The sequence below is a fragment of the Rhodococcus sp. 11-3 genome, from assembly GCF_023704055.1.
In the GTDB taxonomy this organism is placed as follows: Bacteria; Actinomycetota; Actinomycetes; order Mycobacteriales; family Mycobacteriaceae; genus Rhodococcus; species Rhodococcus aetherivorans.
The window spans coordinates 1,188,411-1,211,360 of the sequence record NZ_CP080406.1 but is presented as its reverse complement, the minus strand read 5'-3'; the positions used below and the strand labels follow the sequence as shown (position 1 = coordinate 1,211,360).

The 22,950-nt window shown below is 71.7% G+C and carries 25 protein-coding genes; 6 read left to right on the top strand and 19 right to left on the bottom strand.

Annotated features, from left to right (window positions below; translation table 11 throughout):
- Positions 1 to 34: 34 nt before the first annotated feature.
- Complete coding sequence (locus KZJ41_RS05655; protein WP_065922983.1) at positions 35 to 1,513, bottom strand: carboxylesterase/lipase family protein; 1,479 nt, start codon at positions 1,511 to 1,513, stop codon at positions 35 to 37.
- A gap of 159 nt (positions 1,514 to 1,672) precedes the next feature.
- Here KZJ41_RS05655 and KZJ41_RS05650 point away from each other — a divergent pair, with 159 nt between their 5' ends.
- Both KZJ41_RS05650 and KZJ41_RS05645 read left to right on the top strand, forming a co-directional pair.
- Positions 1,673 to 2,215 carry a flavodoxin domain-containing protein gene (locus KZJ41_RS05650; RefSeq protein ID WP_029541426.1) on the top strand — a complete coding sequence of 181 codons (543 nt, stop codon included), beginning with the start codon at positions 1,673 to 1,675 and terminating at the stop codon, positions 2,213 to 2,215.
- A gap of 128 nt (positions 2,216 to 2,343) precedes the next feature.
- Positions 2,344 to 2,988, top strand: a complete 645-nt coding sequence (locus KZJ41_RS05645; RefSeq protein WP_006940348.1) for an MBL fold metallo-hydrolase — start codon at positions 2,344 to 2,346, stop codon at positions 2,986 to 2,988.
- A 54-nt stretch (positions 2,989 to 3,042) separates the two neighbouring features.
- On the opposite strand, the gene KZJ41_RS05640 is transcribed toward KZJ41_RS05645, so the two are convergent.
- The 12 genes from KZJ41_RS05640 to KZJ41_RS05585 all read right to left on the bottom strand — a co-directional run bounded on the left by KZJ41_RS05640 (position 3,043) and on the right by KZJ41_RS05585 (position 13,127).
- Positions 3,043 to 4,686: an FAD-binding dehydrogenase gene (locus tag KZJ41_RS05640; RefSeq protein ID WP_006940350.1), complete on the bottom strand. Its 1,644-nt coding sequence runs from the start codon at positions 4,684 to 4,686 to the stop codon at positions 3,043 to 3,045.
- Between the two features lie 48 nt (positions 4,687 to 4,734).
- Positions 4,735 to 5,439: a DUF2334 domain-containing protein gene (locus tag KZJ41_RS05635; protein WP_029541421.1), complete on the bottom strand. Its 705-nt coding sequence runs from the start codon at positions 5,437 to 5,439 to the stop codon at positions 4,735 to 4,737.
- A 30-nt stretch (positions 5,440 to 5,469) separates the two neighbouring features.
- Complete coding sequence (bluB, locus tag KZJ41_RS05630) at positions 5,470 to 6,123, bottom strand: 5,6-dimethylbenzimidazole synthase (RefSeq protein WP_050034634.1); 654 nt, start codon at positions 6,121 to 6,123, stop codon at positions 5,470 to 5,472.
- A gap of 5 nt (positions 6,124 to 6,128) precedes the next feature.
- Positions 6,129 to 6,623 carry a glutathione peroxidase gene (locus tag KZJ41_RS05625; protein WP_006940357.1) on the bottom strand — a complete coding sequence of 165 codons (495 nt, stop codon included), beginning with the start codon at positions 6,621 to 6,623 and terminating at the stop codon, positions 6,129 to 6,131.
- A 69-nt stretch (positions 6,624 to 6,692) separates the two neighbouring features.
- Complete coding sequence (locus KZJ41_RS05620) at positions 6,693 to 7,529, bottom strand: hypothetical protein (protein ID WP_006940359.1); 837 nt, start codon at positions 7,527 to 7,529, stop codon at positions 6,693 to 6,695.
- Between the two features lie 46 nt (positions 7,530 to 7,575).
- The gene (locus tag KZJ41_RS05615; RefSeq protein ID WP_006940361.1) at positions 7,576 to 7,902 is read right to left on the bottom strand and encodes a cupredoxin domain-containing protein; all 327 of its coding nucleotides are present in this window, start codon (positions 7,900 to 7,902) and stop codon (positions 7,576 to 7,578) included.
- Entirely contained in the window at positions 7,899 to 8,243 is a 345-nt protein-coding gene (locus KZJ41_RS05610; protein ID WP_029541412.1) for a plastocyanin/azurin family copper-binding protein, read from the bottom strand. Before KZJ41_RS05610 ends, KZJ41_RS05615 begins: the two co-directional genes overlap by 4 nt.
- Before the next feature lie 11 nt (positions 8,244 to 8,254).
- The gene (locus KZJ41_RS05605; RefSeq protein ID WP_029541409.1) at positions 8,255 to 9,868 is read right to left on the bottom strand and encodes a multicopper oxidase family protein; all 1,614 of its coding nucleotides are present in this window, start codon (positions 9,866 to 9,868) and stop codon (positions 8,255 to 8,257) included.
- On the bottom strand, positions 9,865 to 11,178 hold the full coding sequence (locus tag KZJ41_RS05600; protein WP_065922984.1) for a hypothetical protein: 1,314 nt from the start codon (positions 11,176 to 11,178) through the stop codon (positions 9,865 to 9,867). Before KZJ41_RS05600 ends, KZJ41_RS05605 begins: the two co-directional genes overlap by 4 nt.
- Positions 11,175 to 11,837 carry a methylamine dehydrogenase light chain gene (locus KZJ41_RS05595; protein WP_029541405.1) on the bottom strand — a complete coding sequence of 221 codons (663 nt, stop codon included), beginning with the start codon at positions 11,835 to 11,837 and terminating at the stop codon, positions 11,175 to 11,177. Before KZJ41_RS05595 ends, KZJ41_RS05600 begins: the two co-directional genes overlap by 4 nt.
- A gap of 44 nt (positions 11,838 to 11,881) precedes the next feature.
- Positions 11,882 to 12,496: a redoxin domain-containing protein gene (locus KZJ41_RS05590; protein WP_065922985.1), complete on the bottom strand. Its 615-nt coding sequence runs from the start codon at positions 12,494 to 12,496 to the stop codon at positions 11,882 to 11,884.
- A gap of 40 nt (positions 12,497 to 12,536) precedes the next feature.
- Positions 12,537 to 13,127 carry a MauE/DoxX family redox-associated membrane protein gene (locus tag KZJ41_RS05585; RefSeq protein WP_306430610.1) on the bottom strand — a complete coding sequence of 197 codons (591 nt, stop codon included), beginning with the start codon at positions 13,125 to 13,127 and terminating at the stop codon, positions 12,537 to 12,539.
- 438 nt (positions 13,128 to 13,565) lie between these two features.
- Here KZJ41_RS05585 and KZJ41_RS05580 point away from each other — a divergent pair, with 438 nt between their 5' ends.
- A complete protein-coding gene (locus KZJ41_RS05580; RefSeq protein ID WP_084648670.1) occupies positions 13,566 to 15,047 on the top strand; it encodes an APC family permease in 1,482 nt (493 codons plus the stop codon).
- Positions 15,044 to 15,805, top strand: a complete 762-nt coding sequence (locus tag KZJ41_RS05575) for an IclR family transcriptional regulator (RefSeq protein WP_006932018.1) — start codon at positions 15,044 to 15,046, stop codon at positions 15,803 to 15,805. The genes KZJ41_RS05580 and KZJ41_RS05575 overlap by 4 nt, the downstream gene beginning before the upstream one ends.
- A gap of 90 nt (positions 15,806 to 15,895) precedes the next feature.
- Here KZJ41_RS05575 and KZJ41_RS05570 read toward each other — a convergent pair whose 3' ends face one another.
- Both KZJ41_RS05570 and KZJ41_RS05565 read right to left on the bottom strand, forming a co-directional pair.
- Complete coding sequence (locus KZJ41_RS05570) at positions 15,896 to 17,161, bottom strand: serine hydrolase (RefSeq protein WP_065922988.1); 1,266 nt, start codon at positions 17,159 to 17,161, stop codon at positions 15,896 to 15,898.
- Between the two features lie 34 nt (positions 17,162 to 17,195).
- The gene (locus tag KZJ41_RS05565) at positions 17,196 to 18,263 is read right to left on the bottom strand and encodes a helix-turn-helix transcriptional regulator (RefSeq protein WP_065922989.1); all 1,068 of its coding nucleotides are present in this window, start codon (positions 18,261 to 18,263) and stop codon (positions 17,196 to 17,198) included.
- Between the two features lie 87 nt (positions 18,264 to 18,350).
- Here KZJ41_RS05565 and KZJ41_RS05560 point away from each other — a divergent pair, with 87 nt between their 5' ends.
- Both KZJ41_RS05560 and KZJ41_RS05555 read left to right on the top strand, forming a co-directional pair.
- Positions 18,351 to 18,812 (top strand): hypothetical protein, encoded by a 462-nt coding sequence (locus tag KZJ41_RS05560; protein ID WP_043801529.1) that lies wholly within the window; start codon positions 18,351 to 18,353, stop codon positions 18,810 to 18,812.
- The gene (locus KZJ41_RS05555) at positions 18,809 to 19,213 is read left to right on the top strand and encodes a DUF1304 domain-containing protein (RefSeq protein WP_006932010.1); all 405 of its coding nucleotides are present in this window, start codon (positions 18,809 to 18,811) and stop codon (positions 19,211 to 19,213) included. The genes KZJ41_RS05560 and KZJ41_RS05555 overlap by 4 nt, the downstream gene beginning before the upstream one ends.
- Before the next feature lie 4 nt (positions 19,214 to 19,217).
- Here the strand turns inward: KZJ41_RS05555 and KZJ41_RS05550 are convergent, their stop codons facing one another.
- The 4 genes from KZJ41_RS05550 to KZJ41_RS05535 are packed head-to-tail and all read right to left on the bottom strand — an operon-like array spanning position 19,218 to position 22,897.
- On the bottom strand, positions 19,218 to 19,991 hold the full coding sequence (locus tag KZJ41_RS05550; RefSeq protein WP_232334110.1) for a (2Fe-2S)-binding protein: 774 nt from the start codon (positions 19,989 to 19,991) through the stop codon (positions 19,218 to 19,220).
- Positions 19,984 to 20,766, bottom strand: a complete 783-nt coding sequence (locus tag KZJ41_RS05545; RefSeq protein ID WP_065923534.1) for an ABC transporter ATP-binding protein — start codon at positions 20,764 to 20,766, stop codon at positions 19,984 to 19,986. Before KZJ41_RS05545 ends, KZJ41_RS05550 begins: the two co-directional genes overlap by 8 nt.
- Positions 20,763 to 21,878 (bottom strand): iron ABC transporter permease, encoded by a 1,116-nt coding sequence (locus tag KZJ41_RS05540; RefSeq protein WP_006932005.1) that lies wholly within the window; start codon positions 21,876 to 21,878, stop codon positions 20,763 to 20,765. The genes KZJ41_RS05545 and KZJ41_RS05540 overlap by 4 nt, the downstream gene beginning before the upstream one ends.
- Positions 21,875 to 22,897, bottom strand: a complete 1,023-nt coding sequence (locus KZJ41_RS05535; protein ID WP_065922991.1) for an ABC transporter substrate-binding protein — start codon at positions 22,895 to 22,897, stop codon at positions 21,875 to 21,877. Before KZJ41_RS05535 ends, KZJ41_RS05540 begins: the two co-directional genes overlap by 4 nt.
- Between the last annotated feature and the right edge of the window lie 53 nt (positions 22,898 to 22,950).

The following is a 22,950-nucleotide window of genomic DNA, read 5'->3' as shown; positions in this document are numbered from 1 at the left end:
CGCGGGCGCTGCCGTCACGGATTCCGCTGCGACGTCACCCGATCCAGCACGCCAGCTCGTCGGCGCGCGGATCGGCCACCACCGGATCACCCTCACCGCCGAACACCCGGACCGGCCGCGAGGCACCGATCGGCGCCCATCCCGGACCTCCCGTGGTCGCGAACTGCACCCAGGCGCGGTGCATCTCGTCGGCGAGGGCCTGCGGGGGCCGATCGCCGGTGAGCCGGTGGGAGACGTCGAGGCGGTCGAAGACGAACGCGATCTCGAGGGCATGGCACGCCCGCAGATCCTGCACCGGGCTCGGCCAGGCGAACTCGTACAACCACGCCGTGCCACCGCGGCGGGCGACCGCGTCGGCCAGGGTGACCGTGCCCGACCGGAAGGCGTAATCGGTGAGGACGGCGGCGAGCACGTCGCCGGGAGTCGCGCCCGGCCGGTGGGCCGCGTACAGGTCGGCGAGCGCGGGATCGATCCCGTACCGCTGCAGGACGAACGGCAGGTTGTCGTCGGTGATCGCCGCGGCGATACCGGTCGGCACCAGGAAGAAGCGGAACTCGTCCGTGGTCGTGCCGGCCAGCACCGGCACACCCGTGCCCGCTCCGGCGGCGATCGCGTCGATCGGCAACGACGGCAGAATCTCCCCGTCGATCGTCGGGAACATGCTCATCACGCCCAAGCCGCGCTGCACCACCGACCCGCCCCACCGGGCCGGGTCCGGATTCTGGGCGAGGTCGAGCCCGAGAGCGTCCTGGGCCGCCTGCAGGACGTCCGGGGCGAGGGCCCCGAACGCCTCGGCCGTGGCCGGCACACCCAGGCGGTCGGCGAGGACAGCCCCCACCCGGCGCGCGTCCTCGAGGTCCGAGGCGGCCGTGGCGTTGCCGCTCTGCACGACGGCGCGGTGGAACAGTCCGCTCGCGGCGGGCGAGGCCAGCAACGTGGCCACGCTCATCCCGCCCGCCGACTCGCCGAACACCGTCACGTTGTCCGGGTTGCCGCCGAAGGCCCGGATGTTGTCCTGCACCCAGCGCAGCGCGGCGAGCTGATCCAGCAGGCCACGATTGTCCGGCGCGCCGTCGAGCGACAGGAACCCGGTGACGCCGAGCCGGTAGTTGATGCCGACCAGCACCACACCGTCGCGCGCGAAGGCGCGTCCGTCGTAACTGTCGATCCGGTTCGAGCCGCGGGTGAACGCGCCACCGTGGATCCACACCATCACCGGCAACCCGGAGGCGCCCGGATCGGGTGTCCACACGGACAGATTCAGGCACTCGTCGCCGGGTGCGATGACGTTGCCGAGCAATGCGGCCGCCGGAGCGGCGTACGGCGCCTGAGGGCAGGTGGGGCCGGGCGCGGTGGCGTCGCGGACACCGTCCCAACGCGGCGCCGGGCCCGGGGCCGCGAACCGCACCGCCCCCACCGGGGCGGCCGCGTACGGAATGCCCAGAAAGGCCCACACTCCGTCGGTCGGCGTGCCCCGAACCGTTCCCCCGGTCGTCTGCACCGTATCCGTCATGCCCCGATCCTCTCCTCGCAGCTCCTCACAACGCCACCCACCCGAGCGAATGTATCGCTGATCTCCGTAGGCCGACGGAAAGTCACATTCGCTCGGTCCGACGGCTCCTATGCTGAGTTGGACGGTCGTCGACTTTCCGCCCAGCCGAGGAGGCGCGGCATGCGAGCACTGGTGGTGTACGAATCGATGTTCGGGAACACCCGTCACGTGGCGGAAGCCGTCGCGCGCGGGCTGGGACCGGCGGACGCGGTGCGCACGGTCCCCGTGACGCAGGCGCATGAGGAGAACCTGTCCGAATACGACCTGGTGGTCGTAGGCGGCCCGACGCATGCGCACGGCATGAGCCGGGAGTCGACGCGCCACGGCGCGGTCGAGCAGGCCGAGAAACCCGACAGCGGGCTGACGCTCGAGCCGGACGCCGAGAGCGAGGGCGTCCGCGAGTGGCTCGATTCGCTGCCCGCCGGCGGCGGGAAGGCCGCATCGTTCGACACGCGCATCGACATGGCGGCCGTCCTGACCGGGCGCGCCGGCAAGGGCATCGCCAAGAAGCTGCGCAAGCACGGGTTCGAACTCGTCGCCGATCCGGAGAGCTTCCTCGTCGACAAGCAGTCGAAGCTCGAGCCCGGCGAGGAGGATCGGGCCGAGCAGTGGGGCCGCTCGCTCGCCCAGCAGGCAGCGAGCGGGTCCGAGGAGCTGCGCTGACCCGCCCGCGGGCCGAGCGAATGTATCGCTCATCTCCGTAGGCCGACGGAACGATACATTCGCTCGGCGCAACCCGGACGCGAGATCGCTCGGCGCGCCGCGGCACGCGACGGTCCATACTCGGGTGCATGCGACTGACCCACTTCGGACATTCCTGCCTGCTCGTGGAGCACCTGGGCGCGACGATCCTGTTCGACCCGGGGAATTTCTCGCACGGCTTCGAGGGCATCACGGGGCTCGACGCGATCCTGGTCACCCATCAGCACCCGGACCACGCCGACCCGGCGCGACTGCCGGCGCTGGTGGAGGCCAACCCGGGGGCCGCCCTGTACGCGGACCCGCAGACCGCCGCTCAGCTGGGCGGCGGCTGGAAGGCCGTGCTCCCGGGCGACGCATTCACCGTCGGTGACGTGCGCGTGCGCGGCACCGGAGGCCGGCACGCCGTCATCCACCCGGAACTGCCGGTCATCGACAACACCGCCTATCTGCTCGGCGACGCCGAGAACCCGGCGCGGCTGCTGCATCCGGGCGATTCGCTGTACATCCCGAACGAAGAGGTCGACGTGCTCGCGCTGCCCGCCGCGGCACCGTGGCTGAAGATCTGGGAGTCGGTGGACTATCTGCGCGCGGTCAATCCGCGGGTGGCCGTGCCGATCCACCAGGGCATCGTCGCGGAGCAGGCCACCGGCATCTTCTACGGCCGTTACTCCGAGATGGCGCCGGAGGGCACCGAGTTCCGGGTGCTGCCCGCCGAGGATTCGGTCGAGGCGTAACCGCCGGTGCGTCCTTTGGGCTGCAGTAGCCGCCCAAAGGACGCACCGGCCGCGTCAGCGGCCTGCGGCCCTCCCGGCGGCGCGGCCGGAGAAGATGCAGCCGCCGAGGAACGTGCCCTCGAGCGAGCGGTAGCCGTGTACCCCGCCGCCGCCGAATCCGGCGACCTCACCGGCGGCGAACAGGCCCTCGAACACCGAGCCGTCGGCCTTCAGCACCCGGCCCGACAGGTCGGTTTCGAGACCGCCCAACGTCTTGCGCGTCAGCAGGTGCAGCTTGACCGCGATCAGCGGTCCGGCCTTGGGATCGAGCAGCCGGTGGGGGGCGGCGATGCGGGTGATCCGGTCCGGCAGGTAGGCGCGGGCCGCGCGCATCGCCGCGACCTGCAGATCCTTGGTGTACTTGTTCGCGATCTCGCGATCGCGGGACTCGACGACCTGCTTGACCGTCGCGTAGTCCAGCGGCGCATCCGGGGTGATCTCGTTCATTCCTGCCACCAGTTCGGCGAGGGTGTCGCGGACGACGAAGTCGACGCCGCGGCGCTTGAACGCCTCCACCGGTCCGGGTGCGCCGGGCTTGACCCGCTGCAGCACCTTGCGGATGTCGCGTCCGGTCAGGTCCGGGTTCTGTTCCTGGCCGGAGAGCGCGAACTCCTTCTCGATGATCTTCTGGTCGAGCACGAACCAGGTGTGGTCGTGGCCGCTGCGCACGATGTGCTCGAGCGTGCCGAGGGTGTCGAAGCCCGGGAACAGCGGCACCGGCAGTCGCTTGCCGGTGGCGTCGAGCCACAGCGACGACGGGCCGGGCAGGATGCGGATGCCGTGGTTGGGCCAGACGGGGTCGTAGTTGGTGATGCCCTCGGTGTAGTGCCACATCCGGTCGCGGTTGACGACGCGCCCGCCGGCGCGTTCGGTGATCTCGAGCATCCGCCCGTCGACGTGCGCCGGCACGCCGGTGAGCATGTGCTTCGGCGGGTCTCCCAGCCGCTTCGGCCAGTTCTTCTTCACCAGGTCGTAGTTGCCGCCGATGCCGCCCGACGTGACGATCACCGCGCCGGCCGAGAGTTCGAACTCGCCGGTCGCCACGCGCGACGACGCCACGCCCCGCGCCGCCGACGACGGCTCGAGCACAGTTCCGCGCACCCCGGTGACGGCGTTGCCGGTGACGACGAGGTCGTCGACGCGGTGCCGGTTCCGCAGGATCACCCGGCCGCGCTCGACGCCGTCGAGCACCCTGCGGGCGAAGATCTCGACGAGGGCCGGTCCGGTGCCCCACGTGATGTGGAAGCGCGGCACGGAGTTGCCGTGACCGCCGGCGTCGTAGCCGCCGCGTTCGGCCCAGCCGACCATGGGGAACAGCTTCAGCCCGCGTTCCTTCAGCCACGCGTGCTTTTCTCCGGCCGCGAACTCGACGTAGGCCTGCGCCCAGCGGCGCGGCCAATAGTCCTCGTCCTCCCGGTCGAAGGCGGCGCTGCCCATCCAGTCCTGCAGGGCCAGGTCGTACGAGTCGCGGATGCCGAGCCGGCGCTGCTCGGGGGAATCCACGAAGAACAGCCCGCCGAACGACCAGAAGGCTTGTCCCCCGAGGTTGTGCGAGTTCTCCTGGTCGACGAGCACCACGGTGCGCCCGGCGTCGATGAGTTCGGCCGTGGCGACGAGCCCGGCCAGGCCGGCGCCCACCACGATCACGTCTGCGTCCATGCCCGCCAACCTACTGCAGGGTAGGTTCGTGTGGGCGGATCTTCGGGCTCAGGCCGCGCCGAGTGTGCGCAGGCGCGGCGGCCAGCGGTAGACGGAGGGCTGCGCCTCGAGGTGCAGGGCGAGGTCGATCGCGTCGAGCATCGCCTGCCGCGGCCCCGGCCGGTCGAGTTGCTTGCCGGAGATCGACAGCCGCAGCAGCCCGCCGCGCCGTGCGACCCGGGCGGCGCCGATGACCATCGCCCGGCACCACCACGGTTCGGCCTTGGCGCCCTCGCCGATGCCGAACACCCGTGCATGGGTGACGGTATCGCGGTCGAGGTCGTGGATTCCGGCGGCGCCGGCCAGGAGCCGGAAACCGGTGGCGGGCAGCGCCGCGACGGCCCCGGGCGAGGCGAGCCAGCGCGGCGGCGCGAACAGCCGGGTCCGCAGCCCCGTCTCCTCGAGCACCCGGTCGGCGGCGAGCAACCGCAGCCGCGCCTCGTGTTCGGGCAGGACCGCGAACTCGGCGCGCCGCCGCTTGGTCGCGGCCTGATCGTAGCCGTGGAGCACGATGGCGTCGCCGCCCTCGCGACGCTCGAGCAGCCACTCCTGGGTGTGCGGGTCGCGCGCCAGCCGGTAGTGATCCTTCAGTCGCGGCGCGACGAGCAGCGACAGCGGCACGCCGCGGGCGTCCATCTCCCGGGCGAAGTCGTCCACCGCCGGGCGGGTTTCGTCCCTGATGCCCGACACCGACACGATCAGCTGGCCGCTCATGGGCTCCACGGTGCCAGGGCCGGGTGAACGTCAGGCGTCGCGGACCTGAAGGGTTTCGGCATGCACGGCGTCGGCGAGGGGCCGGCCGGTCCGCCACCCGAACCGTTCGAGGTCCGGCACCTCCTGCAACCGCGTCACGGGGCCGACGCACAGCCACGCGATCGGCCGCACCGGGGTCCGCGCCCCGACGAAGTCGGCGAGGAACGCCTCGTCGTAGAACGAGACCCAGCCGACACCGAGTCCTTCGACGGTCGCCGCGAGCCACAGGTTCTGGATCGACAGCACCGCCGAGAACACGCCCACGTCGTCGATCGTGTGCCGGCCGAGGATGTGCTGCCCGCCCCGCGACGGGTCGTAGGTGACCACGATCCCGGTGCCGGACTCGGCGATGCCCTCGACCTTGATGGGGTCGAAGGTGCGCCGCCGCTCCTCCGGCAGCGAGTCCGCGAACGCGCGACGGCATCCGGCGACGTGGTCGGCGAACTCGGCGAGCCGCTGCGGGTCGCGGACCACTACGAAGTCCCACGGCTGGGTGTTGCCGACGCTGGGCGCGGCGTGCGCCGCACCCAGCACCCGCCACAGGACCTGCTCGTCGACGCGCTCGCCGGTGAACTCCGCGCGGACGTCGCGGCGCGCACGGATCACGTCGTACAGGGCCGCCCGCGCATCGATGGTGTCGGTCATCGCGGTCAGCGGGGCAGCGCGGCTTCGATGGCCGCGATCACCTCGGGGGCGTCGGGCTCGGTGCGCGGCCGGAACCGGGCGACGACGTTCCCGTCCGGCGCGACGAGGAACTTCTCGAAGTTCCACTGCACGTCGCCGGCCTCCCCGTTCGCGTCGGGGTGCTGGGTGAGCTCGGTGTAGAGGGGGTGCCGGCTCTCGCCGTTGACGTCGATCTTCTCCATCAGCGGGAACGTGACGCCGTAGTTGGTGGAGCAGAAGGTCCGGATCTCCTCGGCGGTGCCCGGCTCCTGGCCCATGAACTGGTTGCACGGCACACCGACCACGGTCAGGCCCCGGTCCGCGTACTCGACGGCGAGCTTCTCGAGCGCCGTGTACTGCGGGGTCAGGCCGCACTTGGAGGCGACGTTGACCACGAGGACCGCGCGGCCGTCGAACTCGGCGAGGGAGGTGGGCACCCCGCCGAGGGTGTTGATGCCGATGTTCTGCAGAGAAGTCGTCATGCCGCCCGACGTTAGTCGCGGCGGTCCCGGGTGCGGTAGTGCGCCCGGAAACCGCCGCGAACCGGCACGTCAGAGTGCGGCGACGACCGCGAACGCGCCGAGGGCGACGAGCACGGCGCCGGTCAGCGTCTGCACGCGGCGGTCGACCACGCACATCGCCGACAGGAAGCCCGGCATCGACCCGCCGCCGCGGGTGTGCAGGATCGCCAGCAGGCTCGGCAGGCACCGGCCGAGCGAGACGAGCGTGAACAGGGCGGCGCCGAGCGCCGGGGAGCCGACCACGGCGACGCCGAGCACCAGCAGGTAGTACGCGCTCGACCGGATGAAGATCACGAAGCCGGGTCCGATCATGGCGCCGAAGAGCAGCGAGACCTTCCACGGGGCCATCGACCGGCGCAGGTGCCGCGGCAGCTGCCGGCGGCGCATCGGCGTCGGCAGCGTCACCAGACCCAGCTCGTGCAGACCGTAGGCGAACGCGACGACGCCCCACGCGACGAGCGCCCACGTCACCGGGACGGATCCGGCGACGAGCGCACCGAGCGCGCCGACGAGCGCACCGGTGGGGGCGCCGGTCGCGACCGACCCGAGCGCGTGCCAGCCGAGCCGGCGCACCGGCGTCGACGAGCCCGCGCGGTCGGGCTGCTTCGGAGCCGCGACGACGCCGGCGACCGACATGCCGCACGTCGACCAGTTCGCGGCCAGGGCGGTGACGGCGCCGGCACCCACGACCGCGGCGGTCGTCGCGGCGGGTCCCGACGGCGTGAGGAGCGCCGCCGCCCCGGCACCGGCGACGCCGGCGGCGGCGATCAGCGCCGCCCGGGTGCGCGACGGCACGGCCTTCTGCAGGGTGGGACGAATGTCCGGCACGTCCGTCGTCAGCGGCTCGTGCGTGAGTACTGCTGTCATGACTTCCTCCAAGGGGGTCGGTGTTCTCCGGATTCGGACGACTGGTTCAGGATTCGGTGACGGTGACGGTGCCGGTCATGTACCGGTGGACCGAGCAGGTGTACTCGTAGGTTCCCGGTTCGTCGAAGGTGTGGGAGTACGTGCCTCCCCCGGTGATCCCGCTGTCGAACCGCCCCTCCGACGTGACCTGGTGCAGCACCCCGCCGTCCTCGAACCGCCATTCGACGGTGCCGCCGGCCGGCACGGTCACGTCGGGCGGAGCGAAGTGGACGTTGCTGACGACCACCACCGCGTCCGGGGGCCGCTCGGACGGGCCGCAGGCCGTGACGAGCGGAAGCAGCAGGGCCGCAGCCCACCCCGGCCGCCGGGTCATTCCCGGACGATCACGGTGCCGACCATCATCGGGTGCGGCGTGCAGTGATAGGTGAACGTGCCGGCTTCGTCGAAGGTGTAGGAATACGTTCCCTCGGTGAGGAGTTCACTCTTCAGCTCCCCCTCGAGGGGGCCCTCGCCCACGACGTCGTGCGGCAGTCCGCCGTCGTCGAATCGCCATTCGACGGTCTGCCCCTTCTCGATCGTCACCGACTCCGGGTTGTAGGCCATGTTCTTCACCTCCACGACGACGGCCGGCTCGGCCGAACCTCCGGCGCTGCCGCACGCGGACAGGCTCGCCGCGGTCAGCAGGCCGGCGAGCAGGGTGACGGACCTTCTCATGGCGATTCCTCTCATCGGATGTACCGCAGGTTCGCGGTCATGCCGGCTTCGAAGTGGTAGGCGTTGTGGCAGTGGAACATCCATTCGCCCGGATTGTCGGCATCGAATTCGATCGCAAGTTCGGTGCCGGGCAGCACGTTGACCGTGTCGCGGCGCAACCCGCCGTACGCGCCGATCGCGAAGGTGTGTCCGTGCGTGTGCATGGGGTGCCACATGGTGGACGAGTTCTTCATCGTGATCCGCACGCGTTCACCCTGTTTCATGACGAGGCGGCCGGCGTCGGCGCCGGCCATGCCCCACACGTAGCGGTCCCCTGCCTGGATCAGCTCGATCCGGTAGTCCCGGTCGGGCTCGCGCGGGTCGAGCCGCACGGTGTCGGCAGGCCGCAACGCGTTCTCCGCGACGAGCCGGCCGCCGAGTTCGGGGATCGCATCGCCCACGTCGGCGTCGGCCATCGGCACCGCATCCGGGGTGCGCAGCACCGTCGAGGCATACCCTTGCCGCCCTTCGACCTTCGCGACGATCGGCCACACGCCCGACTTCACGGTGACGAGGACGTCGTAGCGTTGCGCCATTCCGACGACGATCGTGTCGGCGACGGTGGGCTGCACGTCGAAGCCGTCCGCCGCGACGATCGTGAGTTCGTGCCCGGCCACCGCGAACCGGTACGGGGTCTCCGCCGCCGCGTTGACGATCCGCAGCCGCAACCGCTGTCCCGCCGCGGCGACGACCGGGGCGGGATCATTCGGAGGACGACCGTTGATCAGGTGCAACGGATACGCGATGTGCTGGGTCATCCCGCCGAGGGGCGCGGAGTCGCCGTGCCCGGCGCTCACCAGCCGCCGGGCGACGTCCATGTCGCCGGCCGGGTGCGCGCCGGGTGCCGCACCCCCGCCGTGGCCGCCGTGACCGCCGGAGATCGCGGGGTTGAGCGCCGTGAGCACGGCGTCGGGCGTGGTGCCCAGGCCGTCGACCCAGTCGTCGAGGACCAGGACGGCGTCGGCGTCGGCGCCGGTGCGGTCGTCGGGGTCCTCCACGATCAGGGCGCCGAACAGGCCGCGGTCGGCCTGCAGGCCGCTGTGCGAGTGGTACCAGTGGGTGCCGGGGTCCGGGACGACGAAGCTGTAGTCGAACGTCGTGCCCGGTGCGATCGCCGCCTGGGTGACGGGCGCTGCGCCGTCCATGTCGTTGCGGATCCGGATGCCGTGCCAGTGGAGCGTGGTGTCGGCGTCCAGGTCGTTGCGCACCACGGCGTCGAGCCGGTCGCCCTTGCGTACCCGCAGTTCCGGGGCGACGGCGTGCCCGCCGTAGGTCCAGGTGTCGACCAGGCGTCCGCCCAGGTCGACGGTGGAGAATCCGGCGGCGAGCGCGAACGACGCCACGGTGCCGTTCCACCCGCGGGCGGCCTCGGCGGCGGCGATCTCCGGATCGGCCGGGGAAATGTAGTCGAGATCGGACGCCGCCGATCGTGTGTCCGAGCCGGCGGCCGCCGGCTGCGTACCGGACGATGCGGTAGCGCAGCCGGCGGCACCGAACCCGAGCGCGCTCATTCCCAGCGCCCCGGCTCCGAGGGAGCCCAGGGCGAGGAATCGGCGCCGGCCCAACCCGTTGTCGGGTTGTCTCATCCGATCACCTCGGGGGTGAGCAGGTCGGTGAAATCCTCGACGTTGCCGCTGATCTCCGCCGAGGAGACCTGTTGCCCGGTCGCGGCGTCGAACCCGACGATGCGCTGTGCCGCCTCGCCCTGACCCTCCGGATTGCCACCGAGGACGTAGAACGTCGCGCCGTCGACGGAGAACGCCATGCTCGCGATGTCGGTCAGCCCCAGGTCCTGCAGGCTCAGCGACCGGATCGGGGCGAGGTTCGCGGCGTCGGACAGCACGATGCGGGCCAGGTCGCCGCCGCGCGCGGAACTGGGATGGATCGGTGAGTCGGTGTAGGCGATCGCGATCCGGGTGCCGGTGTTGTCGATGACGTCGCTCGCGAACCGCCCGTCGGGCTGACCGGCGTTGCCGATCGGCGTCACCGCGCCCTGCGGCAGGCCGTTCGAGAAGTCGAAGACGTACACGTCGCCGTTCTCCCCGACCAGCAGGGCCTTGCGCGCCTCGGCGGCCCACCCGACCTTCCGGGCGCTGACGAAGTCCTCCGGCAGCACCTTCGCCCGGGCGGTCTCGGCCGGCACGCCGTCGTCGCCGACGGAGATCCGGATCAGCTCGCCGGTCTCCTCGCACACGCTGTAGATCTCGTGGTCCACGGTCCAGGTGAACGGTCCGCAGCCGACGATCTGCACGGCCCCGCTCTGCTGCTTCGTCTCGAGGTCCACGACGCGGACGCCGTAGAGCCCGTCGTCCCACGTGACGAAGTACCGCCCGTCGGAGGTGACCGCGTTGGAACCGGGCCGCGAGTGCACGCGCGCGACGTCGGGCAGCAGCGCCTCGGCCGGCTCGAGCAGATTCCCGGAGTAGGTGCTGACGGTGAAGTCCGCGGCCCCCCGCGAGCCGCGGGGGCGCCACACCTCGGCGGCGAGAACGGCCGGATCGGACGGGGTCTCGCCGACGAAGCCGTGGATCACGGGGTCCCAGATGCCGGGGCCGACGACGATGCGGCTGCCGGCGACGCCCGTCTTCGGGTCGAGGACGTTGACGCCGAGCTCGAGCTTGCCGAATCCGCCTGCCACGGCGACGAGCTGGTCACGTCGGATGGGGTCGATCTCGGCGACGTGCAGCGGTTCGGGGATGGTGTCGCCGATCTCCTGGTCGTCGTGGCCGAGCGAGATGCCCTCGCCGGGGGTGCTGAATTCGACGGTGGGATAGGTGACGTCGCCGGCGGTGTTCGCGTCGTCGCCGGACGAGCCGCAACCGGCGAGGGTGACGAGCAGCGCGAGCGGAACGACGGCCGCGGCGGGACGCACGAGGCGGCGGGAACGCGATGTCATGATCCGGCACCGACCTTCGGGCGGTCGGCGGGACGGGCCTGACAGTCCTCGCCGATGATGGGGGCCATGGTGCAGGTGTACGACTGGGATTCGTCGGACACGCACCAGATGATCTCCTGGTCGTAGCTGCCCGAGACCGGGTTGTACATGACGGCCTGCATGTCGGGCTCGCCGCAGAAGGCGTTGGAGCACGACGGTGCGCCGCAGCAGTCGTAGTAGGCGATCAGGTAGGTCTTGCCGGTGTCGGGGTTGGTGCAGCAGCCCACCCAGAATTCGGCGCCCGGCTTGCTGCCCGGCGCGCACGTGGTCACTCCGCCTCCGTTGCAGGCAGCGCAGGAGGTGCCGTCCATGTTGCACCAGCGCCAGTACTCGCACTCGGCGGGATCCTTGCCGTCGTACACGGGCACGAGCGGTTCCGGGCCGGGCTCGGGGGCGGGTTCCTGCGCGAACGCGGTGCGCGTCACCGGAAGCGAACTGATGAGCGCCACCCCCGACACGCCCATCGTCCAGCGGCCGAGGCGGCTGATCATCGAGCGGCGCGACACCTGTTCCGACATCCGGCGTCCGGTGCGGCTCATGAACGAGCCGCCCTTGCCTGCCATCCAGGCGGCTTGTTCCTTGACGGTCTCCTCGTCGACCGGATACCGGTTCTCGTACATCTCTTCCAACGCATCTCTCCGTTCGTCCAGGGGGAAGGCGGGATTCAGGCGCTCGCGGCGGCGCGGGCCTTGGCCTGTTCGTGCAGGTGCTGCAGCGACGGGGTGCCGGTCTCGAGGGCGTTGAGCAGGCTCTCGACCTGGGCCATGTGGTTGCACAGCCCCTTAGCGCGGATCTTGCCGTGCTCGTCGAGGATCACCCCGTAGGGGGTGGTGCCGACCTGGTAGGCGATGCCGACGTCGCGGCCGTCGACGTAGCTCAGTTCGGTGCCGATGTTGCTTCCGGCGAGGAACTGCCGGTGTTCCTCGGGTGTGCCGTCGGAGACGATCACGACGTCGAGGTCCTTCTCCGCCTTGGCCATCGCCCGGATGCCGGGCAGCAGGCTCTTGCAGGTGGAACAGGTGGGCGCCGTGAACAGCAGCAGCTGCGGCCTGTCGCGGTGGCCGCCGACGCCGACGGTGCGGCCCACATGGTCGGTGAGGCCCCGGAAGGACGGACCGGCCTGCTCGATTTTCGGACCGGTGTCCATCATGCGGGCCCCGAGGGGGCCGAGCCGGACCTGCACCCGGCCGATCTCGCGGGCCAGCGCGAGCACCATCAGGAACAACACGGCGACCGCCACCACCAGCACGATGATCGCAACGAGAAATATGGTGTCCATCTGTCGTCCTGTCTCGGAAAATGTTGTGGAAGAAATGGTTTCAGGCCCCGTAGCGCGACACGGCAGAGACCGCGCGCAGTTCGATGGACGCGCCGGTCAGGTGCTCGTCGACGGGCCGGCGCCCGACGTGGACCACGGAGCGCAACTGGGCCACCGCGAGCCCGGCGGCGAGCGCGAGCGCCGCGAGCGCGATTGCCGCCACCTGCTGGAGCGCGGCGATCGTCGCGGGTCCGTTGAGGGCCAGCACGATCGACGCGGCGGCGAACGCACCGGCCCGCACGGAGTGGAACCAGCCGATGCGCGGTGCCTCGCCGTGGCCGCCGAACGCGAAGCAGCCGCAGTCGAGCTCGCGCCGGCCCCGCGCGAGGTTCACGGTGAGACCGACGAAGAAGCCGAGGAACAGCACCGCCGCGACAGCCGCGGCGGCACTGCCGGCGACACCGAGCACCAGCAGGGCACCCACGGCGATCTCCGCGGCGGGCAGCACCCGCGCGACCGCCCGTTCCAACACGGGCGGCAGCAGCCGATAGCCGCGGACGACGCGCACCAGCCCCTCGTGATCGCCGGCCTTCGGCACCCCGGCGAGCAACAACGTCCCGCCGACGAGCGCCGCAACCACCGCCCAGATCATGGTCGTCCCCTTCGCAGTCGAGTGATCGTGCCGGTCAATCGTGCGCACCGGATGCGTCGCGAACGGGTCGTCGGGGAAACGTCCGGGGGCACCGCGAGTGGAACCGGCCGTGGCGGCGCGCCCCATGCGGACACTGCAGGTGGGACACGGTCTCCGGCGCTCGGGGGACCGTGTCCGCACGGGGCACGGGGCCGTGCGGTGGCGCGGGCCACAGCGCCGCGCCGGGCGGATTCCCACTTGCCGTCCACATGTCGTTCGCGGAGGTAACCGTCGCGTAACACCGCGGCGCTACGTTGTCCCTCGCCCTGAGGCGTTTCACCGCCCGAGGTGCCGGCACCGCCGGCTGCACGGACGCACAGACGGGATACGACGATCGTGACAACCGCACTCCGGGCCGCGATTGCCCGCTCACGGGACGCCGAAACCCATCGGGATCCGGTGTATTCGCCGCTGCGCGCCCTCGGCCGCCGTCAGCTCACCCCGATCGATCTGCTCGGCCAGTCCCTGTCGACGATCGCGCCGGCCACCGGGATGGTGTTCATCGCGCTGTGGATGGTGACCCACCGGCCGGGCGTCGGCGGTCTGCTGGCGATCGCGGGGACCACCGCCGTGGTGGTGCTGGTGGCGCTGTGCATCACGCAGTTCACGCGGCGCCTCGCCGCGGCCGGGTCGCTCTACAGCTTCGTGTTCCAGGGCCTGAGTGCCCGCGCGACCCTCACCACGGGTGCGGCGCTGCTGCTGGGCTATCTCGGCATCTCGATCTCGGTGATGTCGCAGGCCGCACAGAGCCTGCTCCGCATCGCAGACCTGCTCGGCATGCACGTGCCCGGCGCCGCGCCGTGGTCGGTCACGATCGGTCTCGTGGCGGTTGGCGTCGCGGTGATCACGGTACGCGGCGTGCGGTTCGCGACGCGCGCCATCCTGCTCGTCGAGGCGTGCTCGCTCGTGCTCATCGTGGCGCTCATGCTCGGCACCCCGGCCGGTGCGGGCACGGCCACCACCGAACTGCCGGACGCACCCCTGAGCCTCATGCCGTTCCTCGCGATGCTCACCGTGCTGTCGATGGCGGGCTTCGAGAGCGCCGCGTTCTTCGGCCCGGAGGCCAAGCGGCCGTTGGTGACCGTCACTCGCACCGTGCTGATCTCCCCCGTCGTCGTCGGTGTCCTGTTCGTGTTCGCGGCGTGGGCCGCGTTGTCCGGCCACGGCGCCGTCGTCGTCGGCGCGTACTTCGACGGCACGGCGTCCGGCGCGAGCGTCGGTGTGGTGCTCGCGGTGCAGGCGGGCATGACGTGCTCGTGGCTCGCGTCGACCCTGGGGTGCGCGCAGGCGGGTTCCCGGTTGCTGTACTCGATGGGTGTCGAGCGGGTGCTGCCGAGCGCCCTCGCCCGTGTCCACGACCGGTTCCGCACCCCGCACGTGGGCGTGCTCTCCTTCACCGCCGCGGGTTTCGCCGGCGCGTGCCTGTACGCGTCCCTCGCGGGGGCGGATTCGGGGGCGTTCGACGGCGTCGTGGAGATCGGCCTCGTCGTAGCCTACACGCTGGTGGCCGTCGCGTCGCTGCGATTCCTGCACCGCATCGGCGAGCACACCGTCGTGACGCGGGCGGCCGCGCTGTTCGTCTCGGTCCTGGGGATGGGCCTGCTCGGCTACATCGCCGTCGACGGCACCGCGCACGGCGTATGGGTCGTGCCCGCGACACTCTCGGCGGTCGCGGCGTCCGGCACGGTGTGGCAGTACGTGCTGCGCCGGGTCCGGCCGGGCAGCCTGACGACCATCGGTGCGTTCGACTCGGTCGAGACCGGGGACATCCTCCCCGGGGCGGGGACCCTCGTGATCGGCGCGGACGGGCGGCGGCGCATCCTCCCGGACGTCCCGCACCCCGGCGACGACGCCCGTCCCCGCGACGGGAACCCGGGTTGACCGCGCACGTGTCCGTGCACGCGGACGATTCGCACTTCAGCGGACAGCAGCCGCGCGCGGTGCAGAAGGCGCTGGGGATGCTCGAGGCCGTCGCGCAGCTCGGCCCCGGCACGTCCGCGAAGGAGATCGCCAGGTTCGCCGGGGTGCCGCCGACCACCGCGTACCGCATGCTCAACCTGCTCGTGGCCGACGGATTCCTCGTCCGCGTGCCGGACCTGTCCGGCTTCGCGCTGGGTCGTCGCACCGCGGAGCTCGCACAGGCGGCCGCGGAGACGAGCCCGTCGCCGACGCTGCACGACGTCGTCGAGGAGCTGCGCACCCACACCCGATTCGGGGTGCACGTCGCCTCGTTCGCGGCCGGGCGGCTGCGGTTCGTCGACAAGGACCCCGACCACGAGATCATCGCCATCGGCGTGCTGGCGAAGAACCTGCACGCCAACGCCCTCGGCAAGCTCATGTTGGCGCACCATCCGCACGTGCGTCCCGATCCGGAACTGCGGCGCCTGACCGACCACACGATCTGCGACCACGACGTCCTCGCCGAGGAACTGCGCGCCGTCGCCGCCGCGGGCTACGCGTACGAGGGCGAGGAGTGCCGGACCGGGCGGGCCGCGCTGGCGGTGCCGATCCGGGACCGTTCGGCGTTCGTCGTCGGCGGCCTCTACCTGCAGGGGTCGGCGTCGCGGGTCACCCCGGACGACGCGGTGCTCGTGCGGTTCCTCTTCGACGGCTCGGCACGCCTGTCGGGGCTGCTGTGACGGCGTGAGTCACCGGGTGGGCCGCGGCGGGGTTCGTCACCGGGTGGGCCGCGGCGGGGTTCGTCACCGGGTGGGCCGCGGCGGGGTTCGTCACCGGGTGGGCCGCGGCGGGGGTGCGTCGTCCGGGGCGAGGTGCGCACCGATCCGACGGAACAGCGTGTCGGCCTCGTTCCGGTACGCACCGGTGTCGTCGAACGCCGCCGGGTCGAAGGTGACGGCGACGGCGACGGCGATCTTCCGCGACGGCAGGTATGCCTCGACCGCGGCGTACCCACCGAACAACGGGTTCTGCATCAGCCAGTTGCCGGTGACCACCACACCGAGGCCATAGGTGTAGCCCTCGGACTGCGGGAAGCACGTGGGGCAGCCGGGCAGCGCGGTGGTCCGGCCGCGCAGGTCCGTCGACACCATCGCCCGGTACGACTCCGGGGAGAGCAGCGTGCCGGTGCCGACGGCGACCGCGGTGTCGTGCAGGTCGTGGATGTCGGTGGTCTGGACGGCGCCGCGGGTGATGGTCCAGGACGGGTCCCAGAACGTGGATTCCTCGTAGAAGGGTGTCGCGGCGGGGATCCCGAGCGCCTCCCGGCGTTCCGAGCTGAACGCATGCAGCACCGGCTCCGGGATCGCCGGCGTCTGCGACGGCGTCGTGCCGTCCAGCCCGAGCGGGTCGAGTACCTTCTCCTGCAGCAGTTCCGCCACCGGCCGGCCGGTGATCGTCTCGAGGGCCAGGCCGAGGATCACGTAGTTGGTGTGCGCGTAGTTCCAGTTGGTGCCGGGCTCGTAGAAGAGGGGCTGGGAGGTGCCGTAGGCGATGAGCTCGTCGGGCGTCCAGTTCCGGAACGGGTCCTGGTAGATCGCATCCGACAGTTCGGGATTCTGCACGTAGTCGGCGTAGCCGGAGGTCATCTGGGCGAGCTGCCCGAGGGTGACCCGGTCCGAGTTCGGAATGTCGGGCAGCCACGTCGAGACCTTGTCGTCGAGGCGGACCTTCCCCTCGTCGACGAGTTGCAGCAGCAGCGTGGCGACGTAGGAGATGGCCACCGCGCCGTTGCGGAAGTGCATGTCGGTCGTCGCCGGCACGCCGGTGGTGGATTCGCCGTAGGCGCGGGTGAGGATCTCCCTGCCGTCGACGGTGACGCGCACGACCGCCGCCTTCAGGTGCGTCTCCGCCATGGTGTCGCGCACGATCCGGTCCACGGCCTCGGCCTGCGCGAGGTCGGCCGACGATGCGGTCCCCGACGCGGCCGCGGTGTCGGCGGATCCGGACGGGCCGGGCGCGGCATCGTCCGTCGACGTGCAGGCGGTCAGGAGGCCGAGTGCGCACAGCACGGACAGGATCCGCCGGTTCAGGGGCATGCCTGATCTTGGCAGATGCGCTCGGCCGGTGCGATCACTCCGGCCCGGCGGCTGTGGTTCGGCGCAGGTCCCGATCGGACCGCAGGCGGGCGGTGAGTTCGGCCCTGCTGCGGACTCCGGTCTTCGTGTAGATCGCCTTGAGGTGATCGTGGACGGTGTTCGGAGTGATACCGCGACGGTCGGCGATCTCGGCGGTCGAGTATCCGGCCATCACCTCGAGGCACACGTCCCGTTCGCGGGCGGTGAGCGCGTATGCGGCGAGCAGCAACTCGGCGAGTTCGAGGCCGGTCGCATGCTCGATGGTGACCACGGTCTGCGGTTCGGCACCGCCCAGCAGCGCGGTGGCCCGCATCAGGATCCACCCGCCGGTGGCGTCGCGGATCCGCGTTCGGAACACACCCGAACCGCTCGCACGCGCCCCGAACGCGGCGGCGCGCACCATGACGGCCAGCCGTCCGGGCGCGATCTCGTCGAATCGGTCCTGCCAGTCGCGGGCGGCCGCTGTGAGCGCGAGCGGCTCACCCGCGGTCCCGGTGAGTACGACCGCCGGACCCGGGTCGCCCAGGCGCGAGGCGGCGGTGGCGCACACGGCGGCGCGGGTCGCCGACGCCACCGCCGGCGCCACCCGCGTGAGGAACTCGACCTCCGAGTCGGTGAAGTCCGCCCCGGACCGAACGAATCCGGCCGCACCCCAGCACAGTCCGCCGATGCGGAAGATCACGCGCAGTTCGTGGTCCAACCCGAGCGGACGCCACACCTCGGCGTGGCGAAGACTGTGGGCCACCTCGTCCGGGGGCAGCTCGGATCCCCGGGCCGCACTGCGGCCGTTGCGGAACAGCTCGGCGAAAGTGCCGGGATCCCGCCCGCGGTACTCGCTCTCGGCGAGCAGCGGCTCATACTCCGGCGGAACCCGGTCGGGTCCGCTCGTCATGGAACCGATCGTCAGGGACCGGGGATCGATCATCGCCCAGCACGTCAGGTCGCTGCGCACCGTCCGGCCGACGAGTTCGATGGCGCGCCCGTGCACCTGCGTCACATCGGCGCCCGCGGCCGCGAGCGCCACCACCTCGCGGCCCACCTTCTCCGCCCGGATCTCGAGCATGAACCCAGTATGCGCTGGTGGCGGACCTGTACCCATCCCCGTTTTCGGGGATGGGCCACCGGCCGGGCGGTTCCTAACGTGACAGACATGTCCGACAACATCGAACTCTGCAGGATGGGCGAGGGCCGTCGCCTCACCCTGCCCGACGCAACCGTCACGGTCCTGTCCACCGGTGCACACGCCGGCGGAGCCTACGAGCTCTTCCTCGTCGAGGCCCCGCGCACCGAGCCGGCGCCGCTGCACGCCGAACCGTGGGCCAAGTCGTATCACGTGCTGAGCGGCCGGATCCTGGTCCGTGCCGCAGCGACCGGTCACGAGCTCGCGGCCGGGGACACGATCACCCTCGCGCCGGGAACGGTGAACTCCTTCACCGTCCTGACCGACGCCGCGACCTTCCTGCTGATCGCCGCCGGGACCTCGATGGGCGGCTTCTTCGGCGCGGTCGACGCCCTCGGGCACGAGCGTCCACCGGACGAGACGGGTCGGATTCTCCGAGAGGTCGCCGACCGGTACGGGGTCACGCTCGCAGCGGAGGCAGGTGCGTCGTGATCGTTCTCGCGCAGGTCGCCGCGCTGGTCGGCGCGGCCGTGCATCTGCTCGCCTTCGTGTGGGAGACGCTGCTGTTCCGGCGGCCGTCGATACACGAAGACCTGTTCCGCATCCCCACCGGCGACGTCGCAGCGGTGCGGATGTGGGCGTTCAACGTCGGCTTCTACAACCTGTTCCTCGGCACCGGCGCGCTGATGGGGGTGGCCCTGTGGCGGGCCGGCGAGGACACGGTCGGACGCGCGCTCGTGCTCTACACGTGTTCGTTCATGCTGCTCGCCGGGATCGCCCTGTTCGTCTCGGACCGCATGGCCATGAGCCGGCCCCGCGGCGCCGGGCTCGGGGGTGCCGCGGCGCAGTGCACGCCACCGGCGATCGCGCTGATCGCGCTCGCGGCAGCCTGATCCGCTACTCCTGCGCGGCGACGTACCGCCCCAGCGCCGCGGCGCGGTCGGCCGGTGACCGGCGCGGGCAGCTCGTGCACTTGCCGCTGTCGGTCGCCCGGTAGATCAGGCAGCAGGAGCTGCGTCGCACGAAGCGTCGCCCGTCCGCCGGTTCCGGCGATCCGGGAGCTGCCGCCGTGACGCTGCCGGTGGGATCGACGTCGACGAAACGCGGTGGCAGCAGCGGCGGCCGCGACAGCGCGGCGGCGAGGGTGCACCCGTCGTCGACGCGGTGGGCGGCACGCCCGGCGTCGAGGGCACGGTTGGCGATCGAGTCGGACGCGACGGCCCACAACGCCCGCTCCGGCGCACCCGACACCCGCGCGAGCGGCGCGATGATCGCCGACAGCGCCGGCACGAGAGCGCGCGCAAAGGCATCGCGCCCGGGCAGCAGGCGCGAGGAACGCACCGCGCCGAGGTAGCCGTCCTCCCGCAGCACGCAGCGCAACCGGGCCGGGTCGGGATCGGGAGCGTGGCCGGTGGCCAGGAGCATCGCGACGGGTCCGGCCACCAGGGTCGAACTGGCCGAGTACCACCAGAGCGTGCCGTTGACCCGAGGGTCGCTGCAGTCCCACCTGCGGCCGGTGTCGGATACCCGTCCGGCCAGCCACTGCGGATCGGTCGTCACCGTGCCCGGAAGGACGGCGGTCCCGACGTCGACGGTGTGCGCGAAGTCGCCGAGCAGGGTTCGGGCCGCGGCGTAGGCACGCGCCGCGGCGTCGGCGTGCCCGTCAGGCATCGGCGAGCCCCCAGACCTCGAGCGTGCGTCGTCCGTCGCCGTCCACAGCCACCCGGCCACGAACTCCGAAGACCCCCGCCAGCACGGCGGGATGCAGGACGTCTTCCGGGGTTCCCGCAGCGACCACCGATCCGTGGTCCAGTACCGCCATGCGATCGCAGTACGCGGTCGCCAGCCGCAGGTCGTGCAGCGTCACCAGCACGGCGAGCCCGTCCGCGGCGAGGCTGCGCAGCAACTCCAGCACGGTCAGCTGGTGGCGCAGGTCGAGATGATTCGTCGGCTCGTCGAGCAGGAGCACGCGGGGTTGCTGGGCCAGGGCCCTGGCTATGGACACACGCTGGCGTTCCCCACCGGACAGGGCGAGCACGTCGCGATCGGCGAGGTGCAGCAGCCCGAGCCGGCCGAGCACATCCTCGACGACCACCCGGTCGTCGTCACCGAACGGTTCGAGCCATCCCCGCCGGGCGGTGCGTCCCAGCTGCACCGATTCGCGCACGGTCGTCCCACCGAGCGAGACCGGCTCCTGGACGCCGACCCCGACGAGGCGCGCGAGCGTGCGGCGCTTCAGGTCCGTGACGTCCTCGTCGCCGACGGTGATCGCGCCGGCCCCGACCCGCACCGCGCGGTAACAGGCGCGCAGCAGGGTCGTCTTGCCGCTGCCGTTGGGCCCGACGAGGGCGAGCACCCGGCCCGGGGCCACGTCGAGGTCCACCCCGTCGAGTACGGTGCGTTCGCCCAGCCGCGCGCGGACCCCGGTGGCGCGCAGGCGGGTCATCGTGCCCGCCCGTAGCTGCGCCACAGCATGACGAGGAAGGCGGGCGCACCGAGCAGACCGGTGACGACCCCCACCGGCAGCTCGGTCGAGCCGCTGACCGAACGGGCGACCATGTCGGCCAGGACCAGCGCGAGCGCCCCGGCCACCGCCGCCACGGGTATCAGCCGGACGGTGTTGCGGCCGACGAGATGGCCGGCGATGTGCGGGATCAGCAGTCCGATGAATCCGACGGTCCCCGAGACGGCCACCGCCGCGGCGGTGAGCAGAGAGACCGCCAGCAGGATCAGGATGCGGAACCGCCGCACGTCCATTCCCAGGGCGGTCGCCCCGTCGTCGCCGACGAGCAGCAGGTTCAGCTGCCGGCCGCACAGCAGGACGCCGCCGCCGACGGTGAGCAGGACCAGCGCCGGCGCGGCGAGCATCGACCACGTCGCATCCCCGAATCCTCCTGCCAGCCAACGCATCACCGTACCGATCTGACGGTCGTCACCCAGGACCAGCAGGGTGAAGGTGGTCGCCGCGGAGAACACCATCGACATCGCCACGCCGACGAGGACGATCGCGGTGACGGCATGGGCGCGCAGACTCACCGCGATCGCGCCGGCGAGCGGAAACAGGGCTCCGAGGAAGGCCGCGAACGGCAGGGTGAACGCTCCGAGTGCGCCGCTGCCGACACCCAGGACCGTCACCAGCACCACCCCGAACCCGGCACCGGAGGACACGCCCAACAGGTAGGGGTCGGCCAGCGGGTTGCGGGTCACCGCCTGCGCCACCACCCCGGCGATCGCGAGCGCGGCACCGACGACGGCGGCCGTCAACGCCCGGGGCAGGCGTGATTCGACGACGATCGCTTCCCGCGCCGCGGTCCACCACGGCGTGAAGGCCCCCGGTGCGAGGCGGTGCGCGACGATCGCCCACACGTCGCCGAAGGGGATGTTCACCGTGCCCAGCGACACGGCGCCCGCCAGCGCCAGCACGAGTGCGGCGAGCAGCGGCGGCAGGATCAGCCACAGCGAACGACGCGCCGCGCCCCCGTCCCGTCCCCGCGCGGCCGGCGCCGCGGCGCCGGCGTGCGGCGCCGATGCGTCGGCCAGGGTACCGGCGGGGGTCATTCCGGATCCGTGAATGCGGCCGGGTGCAGTCCGCGGGCGATCGTCGCGACCGAGTCGACCATGCGCGAGCTCTCGAAGAAGTCGTCGAGCGGCACGACGACGAAACGATCGTTGCGCACGGCGGGCGTGGTGGCCACGATCGGCTGGTTCTTCAGATAGGCGATCTTGTCCTCCGCGCTGGTCGCGCCGTAGTCGAGTACGACGATCGCCTCGGGTGCGCGCTCGCCGACGACCTCCCAGCCGGTGGTGAAGTACGGTTTCGGGCCTTCGGCGGTGATGTTGTCGGCGCCGGCGTATTCGGCGATGAGGTTGCCGATGCCCACGCCGCCGACCGAGAGCGGCTCGGCTTCGCCCGAGTCGTAGAAGAAGGTGCGCACCGGCGCGACGGCGGCCCGCTCCAGGCGGGCGCGTACCGCGTCGAGTTCCGCTGTGATCGATTCGGTCAGGGCCGCGGCCTGTTCCTCGGTACCGAGGAGGGCGCCGAGTTGGGCGAAGTCGTTCTCCAGCAACGCGATATCGGAGAAGCCGGCACCGCAGTACTCGGAGAACAGGAACGTGCGGATACCCGCCTGCTCGAGTGCGTCCCGCCCGCGTCCGGTCTTGTCGTCGAATGCGCTGCGCATCCCGCCGACGACCAGATCCGGGTCGAGGTCGCGGATCTGCTCGTACGTGGGGTACTCGGCAGCCAGCGACGGAATCGCCCGGAACTGCTCGGCCGTCTCGGGCAGCGGGTCGTCCTTCTCGCCGTAGCCCATACCGACGATGCGATCCCCCACGCCCATCTGGATCAGGGTTTCGGTGACGTGGTCGTTCATCGACACGATCCGCTGCGGGGGCGCGTCGTAGGTCGCGGTGCGTCCGCAGTTGGTGATCGTCACCGGTTCACCGAAGGCCGCGGCCGGCGGGGTGGCGCCGGTGTCTGCGCCCCGCGAGCAACCCGACAGGGCCGCGGTGGCGACGGTCAGGGCGGCGAGAACCGCGGCGGCGTCTCGCACGGGACGGCGGAAGTCGACGGGCATGGGACCTCGTGCTCTGCTCAGGTGGCACGAGGCAGACTCCGGCACGGCAGCGA

Bases quoted from the DNA above. Each gene is read 5' to 3' on its own strand.
- KZJ41_RS05655 (WP_065922983.1), bottom strand. From the start codon at position 1,513: ATGACGGATACGGTGCAGACGACCGGGGGAACGGTTCGGGGCACGCCG.
- KZJ41_RS05650 (WP_029541426.1), top strand. From the start codon at position 1,673: ATGCGAGCACTGGTGGTGTACGAATCGATGTTCGGGAACACCCGTCAC.
- KZJ41_RS05645 (WP_006940348.1), top strand. From the start codon at position 2,344: ATGCGACTGACCCACTTCGGACATTCCTGCCTGCTCGTGGAGCACCTG.
- KZJ41_RS05640 (WP_006940350.1), bottom strand. From the start codon at position 4,686: ATGGACGCAGACGTGATCGTGGTGGGCGCCGGCCTGGCCGGGCTCGTC.
- KZJ41_RS05635 (WP_029541421.1), bottom strand. From the start codon at position 5,439: ATGAGCGGCCAGCTGATCGTGTCGGTGTCGGGCATCAGGGACGAAACC.
- bluB (WP_050034634.1), bottom strand. From the start codon at position 6,123: ATGACCGACACCATCGATGCGCGGGCGGCCCTGTACGACGTGATCCGT.
- KZJ41_RS05625 (WP_006940357.1), bottom strand. From the start codon at position 6,623: ATGACGACTTCTCTGCAGAACATCGGCATCAACACCCTCGGCGGGGTG.
- KZJ41_RS05620 (WP_006940359.1), bottom strand. From the start codon at position 7,529: ATGACAGCAGTACTCACGCACGAGCCGCTGACGACGGACGTGCCGGAC.
- KZJ41_RS05615 (WP_006940361.1), bottom strand. From the start codon at position 7,902: ATGACCCGGCGGCCGGGGTGGGCTGCGGCCCTGCTGCTTCCGCTCGTC.
- KZJ41_RS05610 (WP_029541412.1), bottom strand. From the start codon at position 8,243: ATGAGAAGGTCCGTCACCCTGCTCGCCGGCCTGCTGACCGCGGCGAGC.
- KZJ41_RS05605 (WP_029541409.1), bottom strand. From the start codon at position 9,868: ATGAGACAACCCGACAACGGGTTGGGCCGGCGCCGATTCCTCGCCCTG.
- KZJ41_RS05600 (WP_065922984.1), bottom strand. From the start codon at position 11,178: ATGACATCGCGTTCCCGCCGCCTCGTGCGTCCCGCCGCGGCCGTCGTT.
- KZJ41_RS05595 (WP_029541405.1), bottom strand. From the start codon at position 11,837: ATGTACGAGAACCGGTATCCGGTCGACGAGGAGACCGTCAAGGAACAA.
- KZJ41_RS05590 (WP_065922985.1), bottom strand. From the start codon at position 12,496: ATGGACACCATATTTCTCGTTGCGATCATCGTGCTGGTGGTGGCGGTC.
- KZJ41_RS05585 (WP_306430610.1), bottom strand. From the start codon at position 13,127: ATGATCTGGGCGGTGGTTGCGGCGCTCGTCGGCGGGACGTTGTTGCTC.
- KZJ41_RS05570 (WP_065922988.1), bottom strand. From the start codon at position 17,161: ATGCCCCTGAACCGGCGGATCCTGTCCGTGCTGTGCGCACTCGGCCTC.
- KZJ41_RS05565 (WP_065922989.1), bottom strand. From the start codon at position 18,263: ATGCTCGAGATCCGGGCGGAGAAGGTGGGCCGCGAGGTGGTGGCGCTC.
- KZJ41_RS05560 (WP_043801529.1), top strand. From the start codon at position 18,351: ATGTCCGACAACATCGAACTCTGCAGGATGGGCGAGGGCCGTCGCCTC.
- KZJ41_RS05550 (WP_232334110.1), bottom strand. From the start codon at position 19,991: ATGCCTGACGGGCACGCCGACGCCGCGGCGCGTGCCTACGCCGCGGCC.
- KZJ41_RS05545 (WP_065923534.1), bottom strand. From the start codon at position 20,766: ATGACCCGCCTGCGCGCCACCGGGGTCCGCGCGCGGCTGGGCGAACGC.
- KZJ41_RS05540 (WP_006932005.1), bottom strand. From the start codon at position 21,878: ATGACCCCCGCCGGTACCCTGGCCGACGCATCGGCGCCGCACGCCGGC.
- KZJ41_RS05535 (WP_065922991.1), bottom strand. From the start codon at position 22,897: ATGCCCGTCGACTTCCGCCGTCCCGTGCGAGACGCCGCCGCGGTTCTC.